Source organism: Methylocystis sp. L43, assembly GCF_015709525.1.
In the GTDB taxonomy this organism is placed as follows: Bacteria; Pseudomonadota; Alphaproteobacteria; order Rhizobiales; family Beijerinckiaceae; genus Methylocystis.
The window spans coordinates 89,708-110,665 of the sequence record NZ_JADNRA010000030.1 but is presented as its reverse complement, the minus strand read 5'-3'; the positions used below and the strand labels follow the sequence as shown (position 1 = coordinate 110,665).

Genomic DNA, 20,958 nt, shown 5'->3' with positions numbered 1-20,958 from the left:
CGGGGAATGCGATGACGACGACCGACAGGCAGGCCGCGAGCGCGGTTGCGCCCGAAGCGCTGGAGCAGCTCTTTACGGGGGCGCGGACCCACAATGGCTGGCTTGCCAAAGACGTGCCGGACAGCCTGCTCGAACTCGCCGTGGATTACGCGAAATGGGGCCCGACAAGCGCCAACTGCTCGCCGATGCGCATAATTTTCGTGCGCTCGCCGGAGGCGAAGGCCCGGCTCGCGCCAGCGATGTCAGACGCCAATCGTCCGAAGACCATGGCCGCGCCCGCCACCGCAATCGTGGCCTATGATCTGGATTTCGCGGAGAGCCTTCCGCACCTTTATCCGGCGACGGACGCGCGGTCCTGGTTCGTCGGCAATGAGACGCTGATTGAGGAGACGGCCTTCCGCAACGGCTCGCTGCAGGGCGCCTATCTCCTCCTCGCGCTGCGCGCGGTGGGTCTCGATTGCGGACCGATGAGCGGGTTCGACAGGGCGAAGGTCGATGCGGAATTCTTCCAAGGAACGCGGATAAAGTCGAATTTTCTGATCAACATCGGATACGGTGATCCCGCAAAGCTCTATCCTCGCGGTCCGCGGCTCGCTTGTGAGGAAATCGCCACTATTCTTTAGGAGGCCAATTTTATGACCCTGCGAATCATTCCCCAGCGCTTCGCCCCGCACGCGCAGGGACTGCTGCGCATCGCCGCCGCTTTGCTGTTCATGCAGCATGGCGCGGCCAAGCTCTTCGGCGTCCCACATGTCGCGATGTTCGACGGTATGAAGCTGTTCTCGCTGTTGGGCGCGGCCGGAGTCCTCGAGCTTTTCGGCGGCCTGCTGCTGCTGCTGGGCCTCTTCACTCGGCCCGTCGCCTTCATTCTTTCGGGTCAGATGGCGGTCGCCTATTTCTTTTTCCACGCCGGCCAGGATTTGTGGCCGCTCCTCAACAAGGGAGAGCTCGCCGCGCTCTACTGCTTCGTGTTTCTGTTCTTTGCCGCGGCCGGGCCCGGCGCCTTCGCGATCGATCGCGAGTGACTCCGCCTTCCGCAAGCGATTCCCGGCGGCGACGCCCTTTCTATTGACATTGGGGACGGGGGCCATATTCCCTTGCGGTATGTCCCAGACGGCCCTCACCGCCAAGCGTCGGTCCCAAGCCTTGGCGCTGCCTAATCTGCTGACCTATGGCCGCATGGCCGCCGTCCCGGTGGTGGCGGGGTTGCTCCTTGGCTTTCCGGAGCATTGGGCGCGCTGGGGCGCGCTCGGCATCTTCATCGCCGCCGGGGTGACGGACTTTCTCGACGGCTATTTCGCCAGGATCTGGCAGCAACAGTCGCCGCTCGGGCGGATGCTGGACCCCATTGCGGACAAATTGCTCGTCGCGACGACCCTGATGGCGCTTGTCGCCGATCGAACGGTCGCTGGCTGGACGATCTGGGCGGCGATCATCATCCTGTGCCGCGAAATCCTCGTGTCGGGGTTACGGGAGCACCTGGCCGAGCTCAAGGTGCGCTTGCCTGTCTCCGCCATCGCCAAATGGAAGACTGCGGCGCAGCTCGTGGCGCTGGGCTTTCTGATCGCCGGACCGGCCGGCGAAGTCGTTCTCCCCGGCACGGTCAAGATCGGCGCGGCGCTCTTATGGGCCGCGGCGATTCTGACGCTGTACACCGGGTTCGACTACCTGCAGTCGGCGTGGAACCACTTCGGAGAAGACGAGGCGGCATGAAGGCGCTGTATTTCGCTTGGGTGCGCGAGCGCATCGGTCTGGCGGAAGAGGAGATCGCGCCGCCGCGTGAAGTTGTCACGGTCCGTGAGCTGATCGACTGGCTGTCGGCGCGGGGCGAGGGATATGCGGCCGCTTTCGCCAACCCGGCGACGATCCGCGCGGCCCTCGACAAGATGCATGCGGCGCCCGACGCGCCAATCGGCGCAGCTAGGGAGATCGCCTTCTTCCCGCCGATGACGGGCGGCTGAGATGGCGCCGCGGCCGACTCCGGCGGTGCGCGTGCAAGCGGAGGATTTCGACCTCGGGCGGGAACAGGCGCTGCTGACGCGGGGGCGGCGTGACATCGGCGCGCTTGTCAGTTTCGTGGGCCTCTGCAGGGACGAGGACGGCGCGCTCGAGGCTTTGGAGCTCGAACATTATCCCGGAATGGCTGAGGCCGAGATCTGTCGCGTGGCCGATGATGCGCTCGAACGATGGCCCTTGCAGGCCTTGACCGTCATTCACCGCTTCGGCCGCATCCAACCGGGCGAACAGATCGTTCTGGTGCTCGCGGCGGCGCGCCACCGCGCGGACGCTTTCGCCGCCGCCGAGTTTTTGATGGATTTTCTCAAAACCCGCGCGCCCTTTTGGAAAAAGGAACGGCGCGCGGATGGCGCGCCCGGCGACTGGGTCAACGCGAAATCCGAGGATGATGCGGCTGCGGACCGCTGGCGCTAGATCAGCTGCTGCGGCGCGATCAGATGCACGACCCACCCGTGGAGCGCGACGGTCGCGACGACCAGAAACAGCGTCGCGAGCGTGAAAACGTCGAGGTTTTCCTTTGGCACGCGCATCATGGTCGGCAGCCCGACGGAAAAAACATAGATTCCATAGAAGCCGAGCACGTCCAGCCATCGCAGGCCCGGAATCAGGCCAAACAGCGAGGCGAGCCAGACCGGCGTGTACGAATAGGCGGTCAGCATCAGAGCGCGGCGGTCGTCGGTCTTCCCATCGAAATGCGGCGCAATGGCCGATATGACGAAGGCGACGATAAAAAACGCCGGCAGGCTCAGCAGATACTGAACGAAGGCGCGATAAAGCCCGCCCGCGAACGTCGGGTGCATGATCCCCTGCGCGCCGTGGGAAAAACCGAAAAGCCACGAGCTGAAGAAGCTCGCGAACGGCGGAAGAAGCGCCAACATCGCAATATAATTGCGATAGAGATCGAGGACGGACGTCCCCTCTTCGGAGATTTTTGCCCATTCGCTCTGCGGCGCGAGGATTAAGCCCTTGATCCGCGATAGCAACTGCATTCCGGCCTCCATTGATTTGCCGCAAGCGCTAATTACCGAGGCGGTCATGGAGCCGGGCTTGCGGGCGCCGGGTCCTCCATGCGAGGGAGAGTGCGGCCAGCTGCGGCCGGTTTGATGATCCACGGTGAAATCTAACGCGACGGGCCGCATGAGAAAACTGCTGGAATATTTTTGGCCGCTCGTCGGCCTTGTCGCGGTCGTCGCCTCTTTTTTCCTTCTCTATCACGAATTCAAAGGAGAATCGGTCGGCGCCGAGGTTTGGGCCAATCTTCAGGCCATTCCGACGAGCCGCTATCTGTTCGCGGGCCTGTCGACTCTTGTCGCCTATGCGGCGCTCGCCTGGTACGATCGCATCGCGCTCCTGCACCTGGGCGTCAAACACATCAACTGGCTGTTTATCTCGGTCTGTTCGTTTACGACCTACGCCCTGTCGCACAACATCGGCGCAAGCGTTTTCTCGGGCGCCATGGTGCGCTATCGCGCCTATTCCACTAAGGGACTGACGGCGACGCAGGTCGCCACGCTGGTGGTGTTGTGCTCTTACACGTTCGGATTCGGCAACGTGCTGCTCGCCGGCCTTTTGCTGACCTATGACCCCGCGCTCATGCAAAGACTGTCGGGCTTCCTTCCGGACATACTTACAAACCCGAGCACAGCGCTTGTCGTCGGTTTGTCCTGCCTGGCCTTCGTCGTTGTCTACATTCTCGGATCGCTCATGCATTTCCGCGCAATCCGGCTGTTCGGGCGTTTCGAGATTCTCTATCCGCGCCCCGGCATCATGCTGCGCCAGCTCTTCGCGGCTCCCTTGGAGCTCATCGGCGCCGCCGGCATCATCTATTTCGCGCTGCCGGAGCAGGGCAATCCTGGCTTTCTGGTCGTGCTCGGCGCGTTTCTCTTGTCCTTTTCGGCGGCGCTGGTGTCCCATGCGCCGGGCGGGCTGGGCGTTTTCGAGCTGCTGTTCATCAATGTCATGCCGGATGTGCCGCGGCTGAAGGTCTTGGCGGCGCTGCTCGTCTGGCGCCTCTTCTATCTCATCGTTCCGCTGCTGATCGCGCTCGTCGTCGTCGCGCTTTTCGAACGCAAGAAACTCGTCGAGCGCTGGCGCCGGATAGAGGAACAGCCTCAAAAATAAAACGCCGGCCATCGCGGACCGGCGTTTCGAACGTCTCGGCGTGTCGCCGCGTTCACATGCGATATTGCTGAAGGCGCGTGGTCCGCAGTCCGGCGAGGCCGTGCTGGTCGATCGACATCTGCCAGCTCAGGAATTCGTCCACCGTCAGCGTGTAGCGACTGCAGGCTTCGTCGAGTGAGAGCAGGCCGCCGCGCACCGCCGCCACCACTTCCGCCTTGCGCCGTATCACCCAGCGTTTGGTCGAAGCGGGGGGTAAATCCGCAATGGTCAGCGGACTGCCATCGGGACCGATGACATATTTGACACGGGGACGGTGCGTCTCGGTCATCTCACTCACTCGCTACTCAAACAGCCACGTTGTAGCGTCTTTATAGAGGCGCCGCTTTAAGAATTGCCTAAACGGATAGGCTCTATAAGCAATGGAAAATAAACTAAATTTTAGGAATATGCGGCGTTACGAGACTTGGCGCGCCGACCGTGCAACCGCCAATACCAAAGCCGCTTAGGCTTTTGCCTGGATTTGCTTGCGTCGAGCGTCTTGCGCTGACGCGGCAAGGTAAGCATCTCGAGCATCAACCGTATTGATTTGGCGAAGCGCTAAAAACGCGTCGTTAACTGCGTCAACCATTCTGGCGAAGCCGTGACAAGCGCCGTCTCCAACGTCTTGTCGTAGCCTGAGACGATCAACACGCCAATCAGGACGAGCGACGCGCCGAGCGCTTGCTTCGCCTGTTTCCCAACGGTCAGCAGCCGGTCCCGCCAACGCGCCATCGCTTGCCGCGAGAGGGCTCCAAGCAACATCAGCGGCGCGGCCGCGCCGAGACCGAACGCGGCCATCGTCGCCGCGACCGCGCGCCGCGAGCACCGATGCGGCGCCGAGCGTCGGGCCCACGCACGGGCTCCAAACGGCGCCAAGCAGTAGGCCGACGCCAAACTGACCGAACATTCCGCCGCGAGCCCCGGCGCCAAAGGCCGCGCTCAACCTGTCGCTGATCGGGCCCCCGGCGGCGGCGACGCGCGCCTGCAGCTCAGGCGCAAGCAGGATCACGCCCAATGCGATCAGCAAAGCCGCCGCGACGAGCCGCAGCGAATCTCCATCGAGGCCGACGGCGAAGCCGATCGTCGCCATGAAAAGGCCGATCGCGACGAAGGACAGGGCGACGCCAATCGCCAGAAGCGCCGGCGCGTAGCGATGCTCCGCCGCCGCGGCGCCGAGCACCAAAGGCAGAAGCGGGAGGACGCAGGGCGACAAAATCGACAACAGGCCGGCGACAAAGGCGACGCCGAAGGCGCCAAGCGCACTCGCATCCATCGATTTACAGAGCCTTTGAGAGCAGCGCCGAAATTGCGCCCGGATCGGTCACCCCGACAGAGCGCCCGACTTCTTTGTCGCCTTTGAAGACGATGATCGTGCTTTGCCGGTTGGCCTTCAGCGTGCGGAGAGCGCTCTTCTGGCTGTCGAAATCGACGCGGAACATGGCGACGTCTGCATATTTCGGGTCGGCTTCGACGCGCTGCACCGCCGGCTCCTGCGCGCGGCAGGTCGGACACCACGGGGCATAGACATGCACGATGATCGATTTGCCGGCCGTTTGCGCGGCGGCGAAGGCCTGCGGCGTAAAACTCTGTTCCGCGGCGCCAGCGGGCGCGGCTGAATAAAGGATCGCGGAAGCGAAAAGAAAGGCGGAAACGGCGAGTCGGCGACGCGAGATCATGTGCTTCCCTCGATAGGCTACCCCTTGCGCGAGCGGCGCTCAGGATTATGAACGAACATAATGGCGCCCCTCCTTGAAACCAAATCGGACAGCGCATGAACGACTGCATCGGCGTCATCCTCGCCGGCGGGTTGGCGCGGCGCATGGGCGGGGGCGACAAGCCGCTCGTCGAGATCGCCGGCCGACCGATCCTTCAGCATGTGGTCGACCGCCTGAAGCCGCAATGCGCGCGTCTCGCGATCAACGCCAACGGCGACCCCGGACGCTTTTCCGCTTTTGGACTGCCCATCATCTGCGACAGTGTTGAAGGTTTCGCGGGACCGCTCGCCGGCGTTCTCGCCGGCATGGACTTTGGCGCCGCGAAAGGCGCGGCGCATGTGCTGAGCGCGCCGGGCGACACTCCGTTTCTGCCCGCCGATCTCCTCTCGCGACTTCAAGCCGCCCACACGCATGCAGGCGCGACGATCGCCGTCGCCGCGTCGAACGGGCGAACTCATCACGTCGTCGCGCTGTGGCCGGTCGCGCTGCGCGAGGATTTGCGGCGCGCGCTCGTTGCGGAAGACGAGCGCAGAGTGTCGGCCTTCATCGGGCGGTATGCGAATGCGGTCGTCGATTGGCCGATCGAGCCCTACGACCCTTTCTTCAACGTCAACCGACCTGAGGATCTGGCGCGCGCGGAGGCGATAGCCAAGGAGGAGTCGCGCAGCTAAATTGTCGAGGCCGACCGCCTCGAGAATCCGGCGCAGGATGGGACATGAGCGAGCAGACAAAAAAGGGATTGACGAGCAAGGTGAAAGAGGAAGCCAGGGCATTTTACCCGGTGTTCCTCTACGTGTGGTTCCTGCTCGCCGTGCTCGGCGTGCACAAATCGGTTGTCCTGTCGCAAGCGCATATCGTGCAGCATCAGGGCTTCGCCGCCGCCAAGGCGCTTGCTTTCGCGAAGGTGCTGTTTGTCGCCAACAAGTTTGGCATCTGGCGCGTCTTTGATAAAAAGCCGCTAATCGTGCCGATTCTGGCCAAGTCGCTGCTGTTCGGTCTGCTGCTCATCGGCATGGACGTCATCGAACAGGCGCTGCTGGAGCATTTTTGGCCGGCCCATGCCGACCATGACCCCGTGGACCTCCACAATCTGCGCACGCTCCTCTCGGTCGGACTTGTCACCTTCGCCGCGCTGATCCCGTTCTTTGGCTTCCGCGAATTCGCCAAGCTGATCGGGGAGACAGAGCTGCGAAAAGTGCTCTTCGTGCGCCGCGAGAATTTCGTTCCGCAGCGCGAAGCCGAGCCCGTGGAGTCCCCCGCGCCTGCGGAACCGATCGAGGGCTAAACGAAGCCTGGATCCATCTTGACGGCGCCTTCGAGCCAGGGCGGCGTCGGCAGGTTTTGGCTGCGCAGGAAGTCGGCGTTGAAGAGCTTTGAGGCGTATCTTGCACCGCCGTCGCACAGCACGGTCACGATCGTATTGCCGGGGCCCATGTCGCGCGCCAGCCTGATGGCGCCCGCGATGTTGATTCCCGAAGAGCCGCCCAGCAACAGGCCCTCCTGCTCGGCGAGATCGAAGACGATGCGCAGCGCCTCGTCATCGGGGATGCGATAGGCGACGTCGACCGGCGCGCCCTCGAGATTGGCGGTGATCCGGCCCTGGCCGATTCCTTCGGTGATGGATGAGCCCTCAGTCTTCAATTCGCCGGTCGTATAATAGGAATAGAGCGCCGCGCCGAAAGGATCAGCCAGTCCGATCTTCACATCCGGATTTCTCTCCTTGAGCGCCATGCCGACGCCGGCGAGCGTGCCGCCGGTGCCGCAGGCGCAAATGAAGGCGTCCACCGCGCCCTCCAGCGCTTCGTAGATCTCGGGTCCGGTGGTGGTGAGATGGGCGACGCGGTTGGCGACATTGTCGAACTGGTTGGCCCAGACGGCGCCGTTCGGCTCTTCGCTGGCGAGGCGCTCCGCGAGGCGGCCGGAAAGCTTCACATAATTATTGGGATTGGCGTAGGGAACCGCCGGCACTTCCACGAGCTGCGCGCCCTGCAGGCGCAGCATGTCCTTCTTTTCCTGACTCTGAGTCTCGGGAATCACGATCACCGTGCGAAAGCCGAGCGCGTTCGCAACCAGGGCGAGCCCGATGCCGGTGTTGCCGGCGGTGCCTTCGACGATGACCCCTCCCGGCTTCAGCAATCCTTTCGCGCGCGCGTCTTCGACGATGGACAGCGCCGCGCGGTCCTTGACGGACCCGCCAGGGTTCATGAATTCGGCCTTGCCGAGAATGCGGCAGCCGGTCGCCTTCGAGGCGGCGTGCAATTCAATGAGCGGCGTGCGCCCGATGGCTTCGATGACGCTGGAGGCGACGGGCATTTATGATTCCTGGCGAGTGGCGGTTCGTTCCTAGCCGACCGGCGGCTCCCGCTCAAAGGCGAAAATCGCGCCATGCCGCGCCTGCGCGCCCGGCGCCAGAATTCGCATCGAGGGCTTTTCGTAGAGATCGCCGTAAAAGTCGTCCGGATCGCCATGCCCCGTCCAAGGCTCTATGCACAGATAGGGGGCGGGCGGCAGCGTCCAAAATCCGACATGGGGGAAATCGTCGAGCGTGACGGAAAGACGCGCGCCTTCGCCATTGTCGAAAACGAGGCCGTGGCTCGCAAGATTGAGAAAGCACAGCGCGTCGCGCGTGAACATTTCCGGTTCGAGCGGCAGTCGCCGGCCGACAAGCGGCGTTTCGCGAATGGGCTTCGAGAAAAGCCCGCCCGGTCCGATGATGGGAACTTCAGCCCGCTCGGCCTTCTCGAATATGATCGCATGCGGCGAGGAAGAGCCGGCGAGCGGCCAGCGAAAGGCGGGATGCAAGCCGCAGGCGTAGGGAAGGGGCCGCGAGTCGGCGTTCGTCACGATGAGAGCATTTTCGAGCGCGCCGGCGCGAAGCTGGAACTCCACTTCGAACCGGAAGGCGAAGGGATAGAGCGCGCGGGTCTCGGCGTCGTCAACGAGCGCGAGGCGCAAATAGTCGTCGCGCCGCTCGGCGACGTCGAAGCGCTTTTTCCAGGCGAAGCCATGGAGCGCAAGCGGATAGGCCTCGCCGTCGACGCGCACGCGGCCGTCGCGCGTCCAGCCGACGACAGGAAACAGCACGGGCGCGGTCTGGTCCCAGACCTTAGGGTTCTTCGCCCAGATCATGTCGACTTCCCGCGCGCGCCAGCTCAAAAGCTCCGCGCCGAAAGCCAGGACCTCCGCGCCGTCGCCGGAGGAATGGGTGAGCTGAATCGCGTCGGTCATGGGTCAATTCCATCGTCGGACACAAGTCCAAGCGCATGCTTCGAAAATCAGCTCGAAGCGCATGCTGACAAAATCAGCGCGATCCTCCAGTGCGGCGCTTGAGCGGCGGCGCCCGCCGCAATAAGGTCGCGCCGCCACACCCGCCACGCATGTTGGCGCCGCGCAACGCCAATGAGAAGGCCTAATGAACAGCAGTCTCGTCTCGGACATCGGCGCCGGAGTTTTCAGAACCGAGTTGACGCTCTTTTTCTCGACGTTCACGACGCTGCTGGCGGTCATCAATCCCTTTGAGGTGCTCCCGGTCTTCCTGTTGCTCCTGCGCGAGAAGAGCAACCAGGAGCGCGGTCGCGTGGCCTTCATGTCCTGTCTCTATGCGCTGCTGCTGATCCTCTTCTTCTTGTTCTTTGGCGCGGTGATCTTAAAAATCTTCGGCGTTTCGCTCAGCATGGTGCGCATCGCCGGCGGGATCGTGCTGATGAAGATCGGCTTTGAGCTTTTTTTACCCTCGTCGGACGGCGACGGAACGCCGGCGTTCGCCAGATCGACGGGCAATATCGCCTTCATGCCGCTTGCGATGCCGCTCATGATCGGCCCCGGCCCGATCGCCACCGTGCTCGGGATGATGGCCACGGTGGAGCACTCTTCCCACGAGGCGTTGGCGTTCGGCGTCATTCTCGGCGCAATCTTTCTCGCCGTGGGCGTCACTTACGCCTGCCTCGCCTTCGCGACGCGGTTGACCACAACGCTGGGGCCGCTGGGAATCGACGCGGCGACCAGGATCGTCGGCTTCTTCGTCTCGGCGATGGGCGTGTCGTTGATCTTCAATGGCGTCATGGACGCGCTTCGGTCGGCAGGCTTTGGCGGCTTGCATTAGCCGCTCTTCGTGCAAGGCTAGAGGCTGCGCAAGGTCTCGCCGAGCCTCAGATAGATCTCCCGATGCGCGTCGCGCAGTCCGGGCACCCATGGTTTGAGCCGGGCGCCGACGACCGCGTCGAAATGGTCGAACCGCTGGCCGATGGCCTTGTCGAGATATTCGTAATACCAGCGCCCCGGCTTGAGTCTTTGGCGTTTGAAGACGCCTTCGCCTCCCACCGGCTCTTCCCGCGCCGTAAAGGGATATCTCTGCGAGATGACGCTCACCGCGCCATCATTGGGCCGCCACTGCGGCAGTGAAAGGTCGCCGCCGCCCCAGCCGACGATCGGCGCCTTGGCGAAGCTGGCCTCAAGCGCCTGATAGAGCGCCGGCTGCCAGAGAATGGGATGGATCGTCGGGTCGGGCCGCCAGGTCCTGCTGAAAAAGCCCGAAGCCCGAACATGTGTGGCGTTGGTCACCAGCGACAGATAATAGGTGCCCGGATGCGATTTGAACCGGGCGTTGGCCTTGCGGCAGCCCTGCAGCGTCATGTCGAAGGCGAGATTGTCCTCGCCGGCAACGAAGGCGCCGGCGTCCAGGCGCGCCATCGCCGTTTTCGGGTCAACTTCGCCGTCGGTCCATTGGTCGAGGTGGAGATCGAAGGGCTTGCGCATGGCGCTCGGCACGCCGGCGGCCATTCCGAGAAAATTGAACGACTCCGCAATGAACCGGCTCGGCCTGCGCTTGAGCCGTCCGTCTTCACGGTCACAGCCGAAGCCGTAGGGCAGCAATGAGCCGTTGATGGCGCCGGCGACGCTGACCACACCTTCGACCCAGCCAGCGTTTGTCCCTTGCCCCCAGAAATTGCTGGCGAGCAGCGCCTGCAACTGCATGGCCGTCTGGGCGCCTGCGCCATGGCCGACGAGGATCACCGGGTTTTCCGCCGACCACTCGGGCGCAAAAGGCTCTGTATATTCCCGCGAATAGCGGGCGTGGCGGGCCTCATCGCTATGCCGGGCACCATAGTCCACGCGTCCGCCGGCAATCTGAGCGAAAAGCTCGCAGGCGCGGTCGTGAAAGGAGCTGACCGGACCTACCTTCGCCTCGTGAACCGCGAAGGGTTCGCCGATCTCATCGAGCGCGTCGCCCCAATAGGGAAGTCCGAACTCTTGAGGCCCCCAGCCGAAGAAATCATGCACGAAAACGATATGAGTGGATTTAAGCGCCATCGCCGATCCGAATTCAATTGAAATTCAATAAACTGTGGCGCTCAAATGAGCGCGTCGTATTCGTAAATTTCACTCACATCGAGCGTCTCGCGCGGCGTCGCGCTGCGACCAAGCGGCGAGCTGATCGGATCGTCGATGCGGTGTCCCTTGAGGTCCGCGCCCGCGACCATATCTGGAACGTAGACGCGCCCATTGCGGGACATCCAGCTCTCCCAGAGGCGATCGATGTTGCAATGATTGAGAAAAAAAACCGGATCGTTGGGCGAGGAGCCGAGCAGCATCTCTCCGCCCACCCAGACGTGGACGAGATTGTGCATCGAGGTGGCGGACGCGCCGTCGTCGTTCATCCACCCTTCGACGCGATTACGGAAGCTGTTCACGTCGGCGTCCCAACCGGGCGAATCATAGGTCGACAGCGCCAGCGCATTCGTCACATGCGCCGTTCTCGGCAGCGCATCCGTGCTGACGCCGAAGGCGCGTCGGAGGCCGCGGTTCACCGAACGCAACTCTCCGGAGATATTCGTGGAGATGCGCACTCTGAACGCGGAGGGATCGTCTTGACGGAAGGCGAAGGGGCCGGTTGAGACCGGATTTCCCTCACCGCCCATGCAGTCAGCGCCCCACACAGCAGCAGCGCGCTGCTGCTGTGGCGGCAAGTCGCCGTCTTCCGCCCAATCCCAATAGGGCAGGCCGAAATTCGTGTCGTTCAGAACCCGCTGGAGGTTCTGCTCGAAGACCATCAGCATCACGCGATGCCATGGCGCGAAAATTGGCCCGCGGTGCGCCGCGTTCCGCTGCGCGGGATTTCCTGGCGGCGTCTCAATCATCATGGCGGTGACGTGCCAGACCACGAAAAGATCGTAGGTGCTCACTGAGCGCGCGGCGCCAGGAATGCCGAATTCATCGGTCGTTCGGCCGGACGCCTCTTTTTTTAATAGTTTGACGCCCTCAATGTATTGATCGCGAATCCCTGGGTTCGTTGAAATATTGCTTCGGACGACGGCCATCGTCTCTCTCCTGAAAATCAATGTTCGCCTGAAAAATCAATGCTCGTGTCTTGAACCTTTCTTCGCTGCAGGCTTGCTTTTGCGCGCAGGGGCGGGCCGGCGCTTGTGGCGTGCTGGAGGGCGGCTCTTGCTCCGGGCCGGCTTTCGCTCGAACTCCTCGGGAAAGCCGTCGATCAGCGCCCGCACCATGTCGACCGCCGACGCGGTCTGGTAGTTCGGCAATGAATGACAATGAACCTGGCCGGACGCGTCAACGCCGAGCGGCGCGCGAACCTTTTTTCCATCCACCAAGATCTTATACGTCGTGACGATTTCTATCTCATGGCCGCGATAGCTGTCCTTGCGCACGGACTGAGCGCCGACCGCGCCATGACCGGCATGCGCAGGCGCTTTATCGCGCGCCCGCGTGAGATAGTCGCCGAGTTTGCGAGGGGCGGCGCCCGTCTCGAGCTTCTTGCTCTCCATAAGGGTCTCCGCTCAATTTCTTTTATGCAATCTGCTGCAGCCGTGGCGCGAAGGAACTCTTAAGTACCCGAAAAATTTAAAGACTTCAGCCGAACCTTCGCCTCATCAAAACGGATTGGATCGAAAATTTTCCACCGAGAATATGACGTCGCCAATGGACAGCGATGTCAAGTGAATTTCCCAAGGCGCTATGATTGATAAATGATTTGGGCCGCTCGGACATTTCCGCCGCCATGGTCGACGGAGCAGCTTGCGTCGCTCGCCGCCGACGCTTAGCGAATCTTTTGAGGCATCCATGTCCGATTCGATGGTTCCCGCCTTTCTTGGGGTCGAGCGTTCGGTGCTCGGCCGACGTTGGCGCGGGCGGCTCGACGCCAGAGGCGAGGCGCAGGCGCTTGCGCTGACCCAGGCGCATGGCATCGACGATTTTCTTGCGCGGGTGATCGCCGGGCGCGGCGTCACGGTCGCCGACGCCGCCGGCTATCTCGATCCCAAGCTGCGCGATCTTCTGCCCGACCCCTCGTCGCTGCGCGACATGGACGCCGCAACGCACCGGCTCGCGGAGGCGATTGAAAAGTCCGAGCAGATCGCCGTTTTTGGCGACTATGACGTCGACGGCGCCTGCTCCTCGGCGCTGCTTATCGACTTCTGGCGCGCGGCCGGCGCGCCGGAGCCCTTGCTCCATATTCCCGACCGGATCATCGAGGGCTATGGGCCGAACGTCGAGGCGATCCGCGATCTCGCCGCGCGGGGCGCGACTCTGCTGATCACCGTCGACTGCGGGACCTCAAGTCACGAGGCGTTCGCCGTCGGTCGGGCGCTTGGCCTCGATGTCATCGTTCTCGACCATCACCAGGCGCCGGAAGTCCTGCCGGACGCGCTGGTCGTCAACCCCAACAGGCTCGATGACCTTTCGGGGCAGGGGGCGCTCTGCGCGGCGGGGGTCGTTTTTCTTGTCCTCATCGGATTGTCGAGGACGCTGCGCGCGCGCGGCTGGTGGAGCGATGATCGACCAGAGCCGGATCTTCTCGCCGCGCTCGATCTCGTCGCCCTGGCGACGGTCGCCGACGTCTCGCCGCTGGCGCGGCTCAACAGGGCGCTCGTCGCCAAGGGTCTGATGGTGATGGGGGCGCGATCCCGTCCGGGGCTTGCCGCGCTGATGGACGCCGCCCGTCTGGATGGGCCGCCACGCGCCAACCATCTTGGCTTCGCGCTGGGGCCGCGGATTAACGCCGGGGGTCGGATCGGCGACGCGGGCCTCGGCGCAAGGCTTCTCACCCTCGCCGATGGCGCCGAAGCGCGTCGCATCGCCCTCGAGCTGGACCGGCTGAATGACGAACGACAGGTCGTCGAAAGGATGATTCTGGAGCAGGCGGTCGCCGAGGCGGAAGCGCAAATAGCCGGGTCCAACCGGCTGTCCTGTCTGGTCGTGCACGGCCAGGAATGGCATCCGGGCGTTGTCGGACTGATCGCGTCACGCCTCAAGGAACGCTTTAACTTACCAGCATTTGTTATTGCTTTTAATGGGCAATATGGAACAGGTTCAGGTAGAAGTTTAAGTGGCGTCGACCTTGGAGCCGCCGTGCGGCGCGCGGTCGAAATGGGCCTGGCGGTCAAGGGGGGCGGGCATGCGATGGCCGCCGGCGTGACTTTGGCCAAGGGCAAGATCGACGACTTTCGCGCCTTTCTCGATGAGGCGCTTGAGGCGTCCGTCGAAGCCGCGCGTCTTGACGATGCGCTGGTTGTCGACGCGGCAGTCGCCGGCCGAGGGGTGTGCCTTGAACTGCTGCGACGGGTGGAGCGGGCAGGGCCATTCGGGCAGGGCAACCCCGAGCCCTTGTTCGCTCTGCCTGAGCAGCAGGTCACGTTCGCCCAGACGGTTGGGGCCGATCATGTGCGCGCCCGCTTGCGCTCGCGCGACGGCGCGACGGTCGACGCCATCGCCTTTCGCGCCGTACAGTCGCCGCTGGGCGAAGCCCTACTGAGGGGAGACGGCGCACAACTTCACGTCGCGGCGAAACTGTCTCGCAATGTCTTTCGCGGCATAGAGCGCGTCGAGACGCGAATCGTCGACCTCGCGCGCGTTCAATAAAGCCGAGAAGACTGTGGCGCCAAGGCCACATCTGTTTTCAATCTCGATGCGTGTGCGCATTTGGAGGGCATGTGTCGCATTTTGGTCTCATTCGCGACGCCTGCTGACGCCAGCGTAACTGCGTTTAACGACAACTTCACACATCAACGAGACACTCCGCGGGTCGCACCGCGCGGCGGTTCCGCGCCGCGTCGAAATGAAGGAAGCGCCGCCGCTTGTGGGGCGTTTTTCGGTGCCGTCGGCGGCGAATCGAAGTTTGGTGGCAAGGACCGTCTGGATGCGATTTGTCGTCTTCAAAAGCGTTGCTCATCCGCCGCGTCCTTTGGTTCGCTCTTCAATCATCTTTTCCAAACTGTTGCCTCTTGTCTGTCTCGGCGCGCTCGCCGGGTGCTCTTCGACCACGGGATCGCATAGAAGCGCCGGCCTCGGCGGATTCGGGCAGATTGACCCGCGTTATGGGGTGCGTCCCAGTCCACGGGTGATTGCTGAGGGCGAAGAAGTGCCGAAGGGCGGCGGCGCCTATATGGTCGGCAAGCCCTATAAGATCGCCGGCCGAACCTATTATCCGAGCGAGAAGCCCTATAGGGCGACAGGAACGGCTTCCTGGTATGGCTCGGATTTCCATGGGCGACGCACCGCCAACGGCGAAATATTCGACAGGGCGTCAATTTCCGCCGCCCATCCCACGATGCCGCTGCCGAGCTATGCGCGGGTCACCAATTTGCGCAATGACCGTTCGATCGTGGTGCGCGTCAACGATCGCGGACCCTATCATGGCGGACGCGTGATGGACGTCTCCCAGCGCGTGGCGCAAGCGCTTGATTTTCATGGCGTCGGCACGACGCGCGTCAAAGTGGAATGGGTCGGGCGCGCCGATCTCGAGGGAGACGACGACGAAAAATTGCTTGCGACCCTGCGCGACGATGGCCAACCGGCGCAGTTCGACGCTCCTGCGCCGGTGATGACCGCGGCGAATGAGGACCCGGCGCGTGCGACGCGCTACGATGAAAGGGCGGAAGTCGCCGAACTCGCGGCGCGCGTCGCCTATGAGAATGGGCAGGCGTCAGATGATCAGATGCGGGCCTATGCCAGGCAGGACAGCGACGCGCCCCTGCCTCCCTTGCGGGAGCAAGCCAGCATCGACGAAGAACCCGTCGCTTCGACCCAGAAGGCCAAGAAAGTCGTGGCGCCGCTGCCGCCAGTGCGGCCCGCGCATCTCGGCGTCCGTCAAGCTTCCACTCACAACGCCATCCGACAGGCGCTGAACTCCTCGGTTCGAACGAACTGAGCGACCCCACGCCGTGATTGCAATTTTCGGCGTCGCGCGCCATCTTCTCCCGGCTTGCCGCGCTGCGGCGTAAATACGGGAGCGCGTCTTGCCGAAATTTCCCGGGCTGCACCTTATTCTGACGCTTTTCGCATTGTGTGCGCTTGGCGCGGCGCCGTCGCGCGCCCAGAATTTTCAAACGAGCGTCCCGAGCGCGATTCTGATCGACGCCGGCACCAACACCGTCCTGTTCGAGAAGGGCGCGGACGACTACCAGAAACCAGCTTCGACGGTGAAAATTCTCACGGCGGAACTGATCTTCCAGGCCTTGGCCGAGGACAGACTGCATCTTGACGACGAATTCACCGTTTCCGAGCACGCCTGGCGCACCGGCGGGGCGCCGGCGGGCGGATCGGCGATGTTCCTTGCGCTCAACAGTCGCGCGCGCGTCGAGGATCTCCTTCGCGGTCTCGTGATCCAGTCCGGCAATGACGCCGCGATTACGCTTGCGGAAGGTCTGGCGGGCTCGGAAGAAGCCTTCGTCATGCGGATGAACAAACGCGCGGACGAGCTTGGCCTTGTGAAATCGCGCTTCGGCAACCCCTGGGGCATGGACGGTCCCGATCAAAAGGTGACGGCGCGCGAAATGGCGAAGCTCGCGGCGCATATCATCAAGACCTATCCGCAGTTCTATGGCTATTTCGGCGAAAAGGAGTTCACCTGGAACAAGATTCGTCAGCAGAATCGCAATCCGCTGCTGACGATGAGCGTCGGCGCCGACGGGCTGAAAACCGGCAATATCGACAAGAACAGCGGCTATGGACTAGTTGGCTCAGCCACGCAGGAAGGCAGACGCCTTATCGTCGCCGTTTACGGCGCAAAGACTCCGAAGGAGAGGGCCGACGAGGCGCGCAAGCTGCTGCAATGGGGATTCCGCAACTTCGAAGAGAAGGAACTGTTCAAGGCCGGCGAAAGCATCGGGCCTGCGCAGGTCTATGGCGGAACGAAGGGCTCTGTCGAGCTGACGGCGAAAGAGGACATCAAGGTGCTGCTGCCGCGCGGCGCCAACGAGCGGCTGATGGGCAAGATCGTTTACGAAGGCCCTGTGCTGGCGCCGGTCGAGGCGGGCGCAACGGTTGGACGCCTCGAAGTGAAGCGCGGAAACTCCGTTGTGCTCGAGCAGCCGCTGCAGACTGCGGAATCTGTCGAGCAGGGGTCGCTGCCACGGCGCGCGTTCGACGCTATTTACGAATCCGCCGCTGCGGCGATTCACCAGAAACTCTCCGGCAAGAAATGACCTTCCAAGCGACGCCCGAAAAAGGCCGCTTCATCACCTTCGAAGGCGGCGAGGGCGTCGGCAAGTCGACGCAGCTTGCCCGGCTCGCCGAACATTTGCGCGACTGCGGCTTCGAGGTTGTGACGACGCGCGAGCCCGGCGGCACGCCAAAGGCCGAGAAGCTGCGCGTTTTCCTGCTCACGGGACGCGCCGCGCCGCTCGGTCCGCTCGCCGAGGCGGCGCTGTTCTCGGCGGCGCGCGCCGATCACGTCGAAACCTTGATCGCGCCCGCCTTGAAGCGCGGCGCATGGGTGCTGTGCGACCGCTTCGCCGATTCGACTCGCGCCTATCAGGGCGCGCGTGGCGGCGTCGACGCCAAGACTCTGGCGCTGCTCGAAAGAGCGGCGGTCGGCGATAGGCGGCCGGATCTGACGATCGTGCTCGATCTTCCGGCGCACGAAGGCCTCACACGGGCGGCGTCGCGGCGGCAAGGCGAAGCGATTGATCGCTTCGAAAGCGAAGCGCCGGCCTTTCACGAGGAGCTGCGGCAGGCCTTCCTCGACATCGCCGAGAGCGAGCCGGAGCGCTGCTGCGTGATTGACGCTTCCATGACCATCGACGACGTCGCGCGCGCGGTGCAGCGTCTCGTTCACGACCGCTTCCTTGCGCACGCCGCACAAGCCGCGCAATGAGCCGCGAAGAGGGGAACCCGGAAAGCGATCGCTACGACGACGCCCCGCATCCGCGGCAGACCCTTGCGCTTTTCGGCCATGCCGAGGCGGAGCATGAATTGCTCGACGCCTACCGCCGCAACAAGATGGCGCAGGCCTGGATCATCGGCGGGCCGGAAGGCGTCGGCAAGGCGACGCTCGCCTGGCGCCTGGCGCGATTTCTCATGGCGCATCCCGAACCCGCCGCAGCGGCGGTTCAGTCCGCCGAGGCCCTTGACGTGCCGGCGGGCCATCCCGCGGCGCGTCGGATCGCCTCAATGGCGCTTGCCGACATTTTTTTGCTGCGCCGCGCCTGGAACGATAAGACCAAGAAGCATTTCACGGAAATTCGCATCGAGGACGTGCGGAAGGTTATTCAGGCCTTCCATCAGGCGTCAGGAACCGGCGGCTGGCGGATCGCCATCGTCGACTGCGCCGACGATCTCAATCGCGCCAGCGCCAACGCGCTTTTGAAACTCATCGAGGAGCCCCCGCAACGCTCGCTGTTTCTGCTGATCGCGCATCAGCCCGGCCGCATGCTGCCGACGATCCGTTCGCGCTGTCGCAAGCTGATGCTCGGCGCATTGTCGCCGGAGGACACGATCGCCGCCGTGAAAAATCTTGGGTCCCCCTGGTCGCAGGCGCCTGAATCGGACCTGCTCGTCGCCGCGGCGCGCGCCGAGGGCTCCGTGCGCGAGGCGCTGCGGCTGCTGGGCGATGACGGCGTCGCCTTCGACGCCGCCGTGCGCCGGCTTTTCGAAAGGTTGCCGCAGGTCGATTGGCTGGGCGCGCATATGCTGGCCGACAAGCTCACCGGCCGCGACAATGAAGCGGCCTATGAGACTTTCATGCGCGCGACGCAGCGCCATCTCGACTCTCGCGTTCGCGCGCTCGCGCAGACCGGCGCCGCTCCTACGAGACTCGCCCGCTACGCGAGCGCCTGGGACGCCATTCGCGACGCCGCCAGGGAAACCGAGGTGTTCAATTTCGACAAGCGCGCGCTGGTGCTGGGGATCTTTGATCGGCTCGCGCAAGCCGAAGCCGGCTAGATCACGCTGTATTTGGGCGGAATCGCCCACATGCAGATAAATTGATCGATTCCCAAAGTTTAGAGCGCGCTGTATGCGAAAAACCGGTTCCCACTTTTTCGCAGCGCGCTCTAGTGGCGGGCGCTAGCGCGCCTCCCGCCCGCTGTTCGCCATAGCGTTTTCAAGAAGCTGCAGTACGACCGCGGGATCGCGCGGAAAGCCGGCGCGAATCCATTCGGCTTGCAGCGTTCTAAGCGCATCGCCCAATTGCTTGCCCGGCGTCACGCCGCGCGCGATGAGATCCGCGCCCTTGATGGGAAAGGCGGGCGTCGGCGTTTCCTCGAGAAAGCGCGCCGCCTCCCGCCAATCCGGATCGTCCGCCGCCGCGGCGCTTTCAGCATGCGCCAGCGCCAGCGCGTCTGCCGCGGCGCGCGCGCCGCACAGGAAGAGCATCTCGCGCAGATGCGACGCCGGCGGCGGCGCGTCGCGTCCATACAAGGGCGCGAGCGTTCGCGCCGCCGCCGCAAGCCGCGCGAATTCATCGTTGGAGAGCCGCAGCCGCTCGCGCAGCCGCTCGGCGTCTTCGGCGGTCAGCACCGAAAAGGCCGCAAGCCGTAACACCGCGTCCGCCGGCTTGCCCAGAGCCGCTTCGCGGTCGGCCAGCCGCTGGAGCCGAGAGGGATAGCCAATGCCGAGAATGACTTCGATGACGCCGGCGTGCGACATGGCGCGCAGCACGTCCGGCGCCCGGCGCGCAAGCAGCAGCTTCATCAGTTCGGCGCGGATGCGCTCGCGCGACAGACGCGACAGATGTTCCCGCGCGACGATCGACTCATGCAGGCCCTCGCGATCGAACGGTCCCTCGCCATAAGAGGCGTTGAAGCGAAAGAAGCGCAGGATCCGCAGATAGTCCTCGCGAATCCGCGTCGCGGCGTCGCCGATGAAGCGGATGCGCCGCGCCTCGATATCGGCAAGCCCGCCGGTATAATCGTGAATCTCGCCATCGAAGGAGAGCGACAGCGCGTTGATGGTGAAGTCGCGCCGCTTCGCGTCCTGCTCGAAATCGCCGCCAAAGCGCACCCTGGCGAAGCGGCCGTCGGTCTCGACGTCCTCACGCAGCGTCGTGACTTCAAAGGGCGTACCCGCGACGACGATCGTCACCGTGCCATGTTCGATGCCGGTCGGCACGCCTTTCAGTCCGGCGTCCCGCGCGGCCGCGAGGACGGCGTCGGGCAAAGCGGTCGTGGCAAGGTCGATCTCGTGAGGCGGCAGACCGAGCAGAGCGTCGCGCACGGCGCCGCCGACGACCCGCGTTTCTGCGCCCGTCTTCGAGAGAGCCGCAAACAGCGTCGCCAGCCGGGGATCGTCGAGCAGTCTCAGCGCCGCATTCATTCGAAGCGGCCTGGCTGCAGTTTTCCGTTCTCGATATGGGCCGGCACATAAGCGCCCTGGTTAAGCCGGCTGAAGCCGAGCGTCACGACTCCGACGATGGCGATGAGGAGGCCCGCAATCGTCAGCAGCGACACGACTTTGCCATGCCAGAGCTCGCGCACGAAGGGCCAGCGACGCTGCAGGGAATGGAAAAGCGCATAGGCGACGAAGGGCGTGAGGAAGAGCAGGGCGGTTTCAACGATTGCGCGCCACATGGGCGGAAACGCCTTTCGTGATGAGGATATCCGACGACTATACGCCGATGAATATACATGGCGTCCGTCGAGGGGCGTTTAATGCGGCATGCATGAACAAACTGTCACGTCCAAATTGCGGTTTTGGCGGTAAAATGCCTCTCCACCGCGCCGGTTGCGCTTGAATTGCAGCGGCGGAGAGACGAAGATTGCGCCAGGCCCTAACTCCCCCCGCTTCGCCTTCGAAAATTCATGCGGAGCCGAATGGCGCGGGGGCTTTGGATCGA

24 protein-coding genes and 1 pseudogene are annotated in these 20,958 nt (G+C 63.6%); 14 read left to right on the top strand and 11 right to left on the bottom strand.

Going from position 1 to position 20,958, the window contains the following annotated elements:
- The first annotated feature begins 11 nt into the window (after positions 1-11).
- The 5 genes from IYX23_RS11335 (at position 12) to IYX23_RS11315 (ending at position 2,430) form a co-directional block, all read left to right on the top strand.
- A complete protein-coding gene (locus IYX23_RS11335; protein WP_196392784.1) occupies positions 12-623 on the top strand; it encodes a malonic semialdehyde reductase in 612 nt (203 codons plus the stop codon).
- 12 nt (positions 624-635) lie between these two features.
- The gene (locus IYX23_RS11330) at positions 636-1,025 is read left to right on the top strand and encodes a DoxX family membrane protein (RefSeq protein ID WP_196392785.1); all 390 of its coding nucleotides are present in this window, start codon (positions 636-638) and stop codon (positions 1,023-1,025) included.
- Between the two features lie 79 nt (positions 1,026-1,104).
- Positions 1,105-1,713 carry a CDP-diacylglycerol--glycerol-3-phosphate 3-phosphatidyltransferase gene (gene pgsA / locus IYX23_RS11325; protein ID WP_029648861.1) on the top strand — a complete coding sequence of 203 codons (609 nt, stop codon included), beginning with the start codon at positions 1,105-1,107 and terminating at the stop codon, positions 1,711-1,713.
- Positions 1,710-1,961 (top strand): molybdopterin converting factor subunit 1, encoded by a 252-nt coding sequence (gene moaD, locus IYX23_RS11320; protein ID WP_196392786.1) that lies wholly within the window; start codon positions 1,710-1,712, stop codon positions 1,959-1,961. Before pgsA ends, moaD begins: the two co-directional genes overlap by 4 nt.
- Before the next feature lies 1 nt (position 1,962).
- Entirely contained in the window at positions 1,963-2,430 is a 468-nt protein-coding gene (locus IYX23_RS11315; protein WP_196392787.1) for a molybdenum cofactor biosynthesis protein MoaE, read from the top strand.
- Here IYX23_RS11315 and IYX23_RS11310 read toward each other — a convergent pair.
- Positions 2,427-3,005 (bottom strand): Yip1 family protein, encoded by a 579-nt coding sequence (locus tag IYX23_RS11310; protein ID WP_246716684.1) that lies wholly within the window; start codon positions 3,003-3,005, stop codon positions 2,427-2,429. The genes IYX23_RS11315 and IYX23_RS11310 overlap by 4 nt on opposite strands.
- A gap of 148 nt (positions 3,006-3,153) precedes the next feature.
- Here IYX23_RS11310 and IYX23_RS11305 point away from each other — a divergent pair, with 148 nt between their 5' ends.
- Positions 3,154-4,137: a lysylphosphatidylglycerol synthase domain-containing protein gene (locus tag IYX23_RS11305; RefSeq protein ID WP_196392788.1), complete on the top strand. Its 984-nt coding sequence runs from the start codon at positions 3,154-3,156 to the stop codon at positions 4,135-4,137.
- Between the two features lie 52 nt (positions 4,138-4,189).
- Here IYX23_RS11305 and IYX23_RS11300 read toward each other — a convergent pair whose 3' ends face one another.
- The 3 genes and pseudogenes from IYX23_RS11300 to IYX23_RS11290 all read right to left on the bottom strand — a co-directional run bounded on the left by IYX23_RS11300 (position 4,190) and on the right by IYX23_RS11290 (position 5,852).
- Positions 4,190-4,465 carry a DUF1153 domain-containing protein gene (locus IYX23_RS11300; RefSeq protein WP_014889772.1) on the bottom strand — a complete coding sequence of 92 codons (276 nt, stop codon included), beginning with the start codon at positions 4,463-4,465 and terminating at the stop codon, positions 4,190-4,192.
- 269 nt (positions 4,466-4,734) lie between these two features.
- A pseudogene (locus IYX23_RS11295) lies at positions 4,735-5,449 on the bottom strand (cytochrome c biogenesis protein CcdA).
- A 4-nt stretch (positions 5,450-5,453) separates the two neighbouring features.
- Positions 5,454-5,852, bottom strand: a complete 399-nt coding sequence (locus IYX23_RS11290; protein ID WP_196392789.1) for a thioredoxin family protein — start codon at positions 5,850-5,852, stop codon at positions 5,454-5,456.
- A 95-nt stretch (positions 5,853-5,947) separates the two neighbouring features.
- Here IYX23_RS11290 and mobA point away from each other — a divergent pair, with 95 nt between their 5' ends.
- The gene (gene mobA, locus IYX23_RS11285; RefSeq protein ID WP_196392790.1) at positions 5,948-6,562 is read left to right on the top strand and encodes a molybdenum cofactor guanylyltransferase MobA; all 615 of its coding nucleotides are present in this window, start codon (positions 5,948-5,950) and stop codon (positions 6,560-6,562) included.
- A 44-nt stretch (positions 6,563-6,606) separates the two neighbouring features.
- Positions 6,607-7,176 (top strand): hypothetical protein, encoded by a 570-nt coding sequence (locus IYX23_RS11280; RefSeq protein ID WP_196392791.1) that lies wholly within the window; start codon positions 6,607-6,609, stop codon positions 7,174-7,176.
- Here the strand turns inward: IYX23_RS11280 and IYX23_RS11275 are convergent.
- On the bottom strand, positions 7,173-8,204 hold the full coding sequence (locus tag IYX23_RS11275; RefSeq protein WP_196392792.1) for a cysteine synthase A: 1,032 nt from the start codon (positions 8,202-8,204) through the stop codon (positions 7,173-7,175). The genes IYX23_RS11280 and IYX23_RS11275 overlap by 4 nt on opposite strands.
- Positions 8,205-8,234: 30 nt before the next feature.
- Entirely contained in the window at positions 8,235-9,119 is an 885-nt protein-coding gene (locus tag IYX23_RS11270) for an aldose 1-epimerase family protein (RefSeq protein ID WP_196392793.1), read from the bottom strand.
- Positions 9,120-9,303: 184 nt separating this feature from the next.
- On the opposite strand from IYX23_RS11270, the gene IYX23_RS11265 reads away from it, so the two are divergent.
- Positions 9,304-9,993 (top strand): MarC family protein, encoded by a 690-nt coding sequence (locus tag IYX23_RS11265; protein WP_196392794.1) that lies wholly within the window; start codon positions 9,304-9,306, stop codon positions 9,991-9,993.
- Between the two features lie 17 nt (positions 9,994-10,010).
- Here IYX23_RS11265 and IYX23_RS11260 read toward each other — a convergent pair whose 3' ends face one another.
- Genes IYX23_RS11260 through IYX23_RS11250 form a run of 3 tightly spaced genes read right to left on the bottom strand, consistent with a single transcriptional unit; the run spans position 10,011 to position 12,673 of the window.
- Positions 10,011-11,201, bottom strand: a complete 1,191-nt coding sequence (locus IYX23_RS11260; RefSeq protein ID WP_196392795.1) for a hypothetical protein — start codon at positions 11,199-11,201, stop codon at positions 10,011-10,013.
- Between the two features lie 41 nt (positions 11,202-11,242).
- Positions 11,243-12,208: a tyrosinase family protein gene (locus IYX23_RS11255; RefSeq protein WP_196392796.1), complete on the bottom strand. Its 966-nt coding sequence runs from the start codon at positions 12,206-12,208 to the stop codon at positions 11,243-11,245.
- A 36-nt stretch (positions 12,209-12,244) separates the two neighbouring features.
- Positions 12,245-12,673, bottom strand: coding sequence for a hypothetical protein (locus IYX23_RS11250; protein WP_196392797.1), 429 nt, complete (start codon positions 12,671-12,673; stop codon positions 12,245-12,247).
- Between the two features lie 295 nt (positions 12,674-12,968).
- Here IYX23_RS11250 and recJ point away from each other — a divergent pair, with 295 nt between their 5' ends.
- The 5 genes from recJ (at position 12,969) to IYX23_RS11225 (ending at position 19,067) form a co-directional block, all read left to right on the top strand.
- Positions 12,969-14,765, top strand: coding sequence for a single-stranded-DNA-specific exonuclease RecJ (recJ, locus tag IYX23_RS11245; RefSeq protein WP_196392798.1), 1,797 nt, complete (start codon positions 12,969-12,971; stop codon positions 14,763-14,765).
- Between the two features lie 277 nt (positions 14,766-15,042).
- On the top strand, positions 15,043-16,053 hold the full coding sequence (locus IYX23_RS11240; protein ID WP_196392799.1) for a septal ring lytic transglycosylase RlpA family protein: 1,011 nt from the start codon (positions 15,043-15,045) through the stop codon (positions 16,051-16,053).
- An 88-nt stretch (positions 16,054-16,141) separates the two neighbouring features.
- Positions 16,142-17,329, top strand: coding sequence for a D-alanyl-D-alanine carboxypeptidase family protein (locus IYX23_RS11235; RefSeq protein WP_196392800.1), 1,188 nt, complete (start codon positions 16,142-16,144; stop codon positions 17,327-17,329).
- Positions 17,326-18,000, top strand: coding sequence for a dTMP kinase (tmk, locus tag IYX23_RS11230; protein ID WP_196392801.1), 675 nt, complete (start codon positions 17,326-17,328; stop codon positions 17,998-18,000). Before IYX23_RS11235 ends, tmk begins: the two co-directional genes overlap by 4 nt.
- Positions 17,997-19,067, top strand: a complete 1,071-nt coding sequence (locus IYX23_RS11225; RefSeq protein ID WP_196392802.1) for a DNA polymerase III subunit delta' — start codon at positions 17,997-17,999, stop codon at positions 19,065-19,067. The genes tmk and IYX23_RS11225 overlap by 4 nt, the downstream gene beginning before the upstream one ends.
- A gap of 123 nt (positions 19,068-19,190) precedes the next feature.
- On the opposite strand, the gene IYX23_RS11220 is transcribed toward IYX23_RS11225, so the two are convergent.
- A complete protein-coding gene (locus IYX23_RS11220; protein WP_196392803.1) occupies positions 19,191-20,438 on the bottom strand; it encodes a CCA tRNA nucleotidyltransferase in 1,248 nt (415 codons plus the stop codon).
- Positions 20,435-20,692, bottom strand: a complete 258-nt coding sequence (locus IYX23_RS11215; RefSeq protein ID WP_196392804.1) for a DUF6111 family protein — start codon at positions 20,690-20,692, stop codon at positions 20,435-20,437. Before IYX23_RS11215 ends, IYX23_RS11220 begins: the two co-directional genes overlap by 4 nt.
- Positions 20,693-20,958: the final 266 nt, after the last annotated feature.

Excerpts from the sequence above, each read along its gene's own strand:
- IYX23_RS11335 (WP_196392784.1), top strand. The coding sequence starts at position 12 with ATGACGACGACCGACAGGCAGGCCGCGAGCGCGGTTGCGCCCGAAGCG.
- IYX23_RS11330 (WP_196392785.1), top strand. The coding sequence starts at position 636 with ATGACCCTGCGAATCATTCCCCAGCGCTTCGCCCCGCACGCGCAGGGA.
- pgsA (WP_029648861.1), top strand. The coding sequence starts at position 1,105 with ATGTCCCAGACGGCCCTCACCGCCAAGCGTCGGTCCCAAGCCTTGGCG.
- moaD (WP_196392786.1), top strand. The coding sequence starts at position 1,710 with ATGAAGGCGCTGTATTTCGCTTGGGTGCGCGAGCGCATCGGTCTGGCG.
- IYX23_RS11315 (WP_196392787.1), top strand. The coding sequence starts at position 1,963 with ATGGCGCCGCGGCCGACTCCGGCGGTGCGCGTGCAAGCGGAGGATTTC.
- IYX23_RS11310 (WP_246716684.1), bottom strand. The coding sequence starts at position 3,005 with ATGCAGTTGCTATCGCGGATCAAGGGCTTAATCCTCGCGCCGCAGAGC.
- IYX23_RS11305 (WP_196392788.1), top strand. The coding sequence starts at position 3,154 with ATGAGAAAACTGCTGGAATATTTTTGGCCGCTCGTCGGCCTTGTCGCG.
- IYX23_RS11300 (WP_014889772.1), bottom strand. The coding sequence starts at position 4,465 with ATGACCGAGACGCACCGTCCCCGTGTCAAATATGTCATCGGTCCCGAT.
- IYX23_RS11290 (WP_196392789.1), bottom strand. The coding sequence starts at position 5,852 with ATGATCTCGCGTCGCCGACTCGCCGTTTCCGCCTTTCTTTTCGCTTCC.
- mobA (WP_196392790.1), top strand. The coding sequence starts at position 5,948 with ATGAACGACTGCATCGGCGTCATCCTCGCCGGCGGGTTGGCGCGGCGC.
- IYX23_RS11280 (WP_196392791.1), top strand. The coding sequence starts at position 6,607 with ATGAGCGAGCAGACAAAAAAGGGATTGACGAGCAAGGTGAAAGAGGAA.
- IYX23_RS11275 (WP_196392792.1), bottom strand. The coding sequence starts at position 8,204 with ATGCCCGTCGCCTCCAGCGTCATCGAAGCCATCGGGCGCACGCCGCTC.
- IYX23_RS11270 (WP_196392793.1), bottom strand. The coding sequence starts at position 9,119 with ATGACCGACGCGATTCAGCTCACCCATTCCTCCGGCGACGGCGCGGAG.
- IYX23_RS11265 (WP_196392794.1), top strand. The coding sequence starts at position 9,304 with ATGAACAGCAGTCTCGTCTCGGACATCGGCGCCGGAGTTTTCAGAACC.
- IYX23_RS11260 (WP_196392795.1), bottom strand. The coding sequence starts at position 11,201 with ATGGCGCTTAAATCCACTCATATCGTTTTCGTGCATGATTTCTTCGGC.
- IYX23_RS11255 (WP_196392796.1), bottom strand. The coding sequence starts at position 12,208 with ATGGCCGTCGTCCGAAGCAATATTTCAACGAACCCAGGGATTCGCGAT.
- IYX23_RS11250 (WP_196392797.1), bottom strand. The coding sequence starts at position 12,673 with ATGGAGAGCAAGAAGCTCGAGACGGGCGCCGCCCCTCGCAAACTCGGC.
- recJ (WP_196392798.1), top strand. The coding sequence starts at position 12,969 with ATGTCCGATTCGATGGTTCCCGCCTTTCTTGGGGTCGAGCGTTCGGTG.
- IYX23_RS11240 (WP_196392799.1), top strand. The coding sequence starts at position 15,043 with ATGCGATTTGTCGTCTTCAAAAGCGTTGCTCATCCGCCGCGTCCTTTG.
- tmk (WP_196392801.1), top strand. The coding sequence starts at position 17,326 with ATGACCTTCCAAGCGACGCCCGAAAAAGGCCGCTTCATCACCTTCGAA.
- IYX23_RS11225 (WP_196392802.1), top strand. The coding sequence starts at position 17,997 with ATGAGCCGCGAAGAGGGGAACCCGGAAAGCGATCGCTACGACGACGCC.
- IYX23_RS11220 (WP_196392803.1), bottom strand. The coding sequence starts at position 20,438 with ATGAATGCGGCGCTGAGACTGCTCGACGATCCCCGGCTGGCGACGCTG.
- IYX23_RS11215 (WP_196392804.1), bottom strand. The coding sequence starts at position 20,692 with ATGTGGCGCGCAATCGTTGAAACCGCCCTGCTCTTCCTCACGCCCTTC.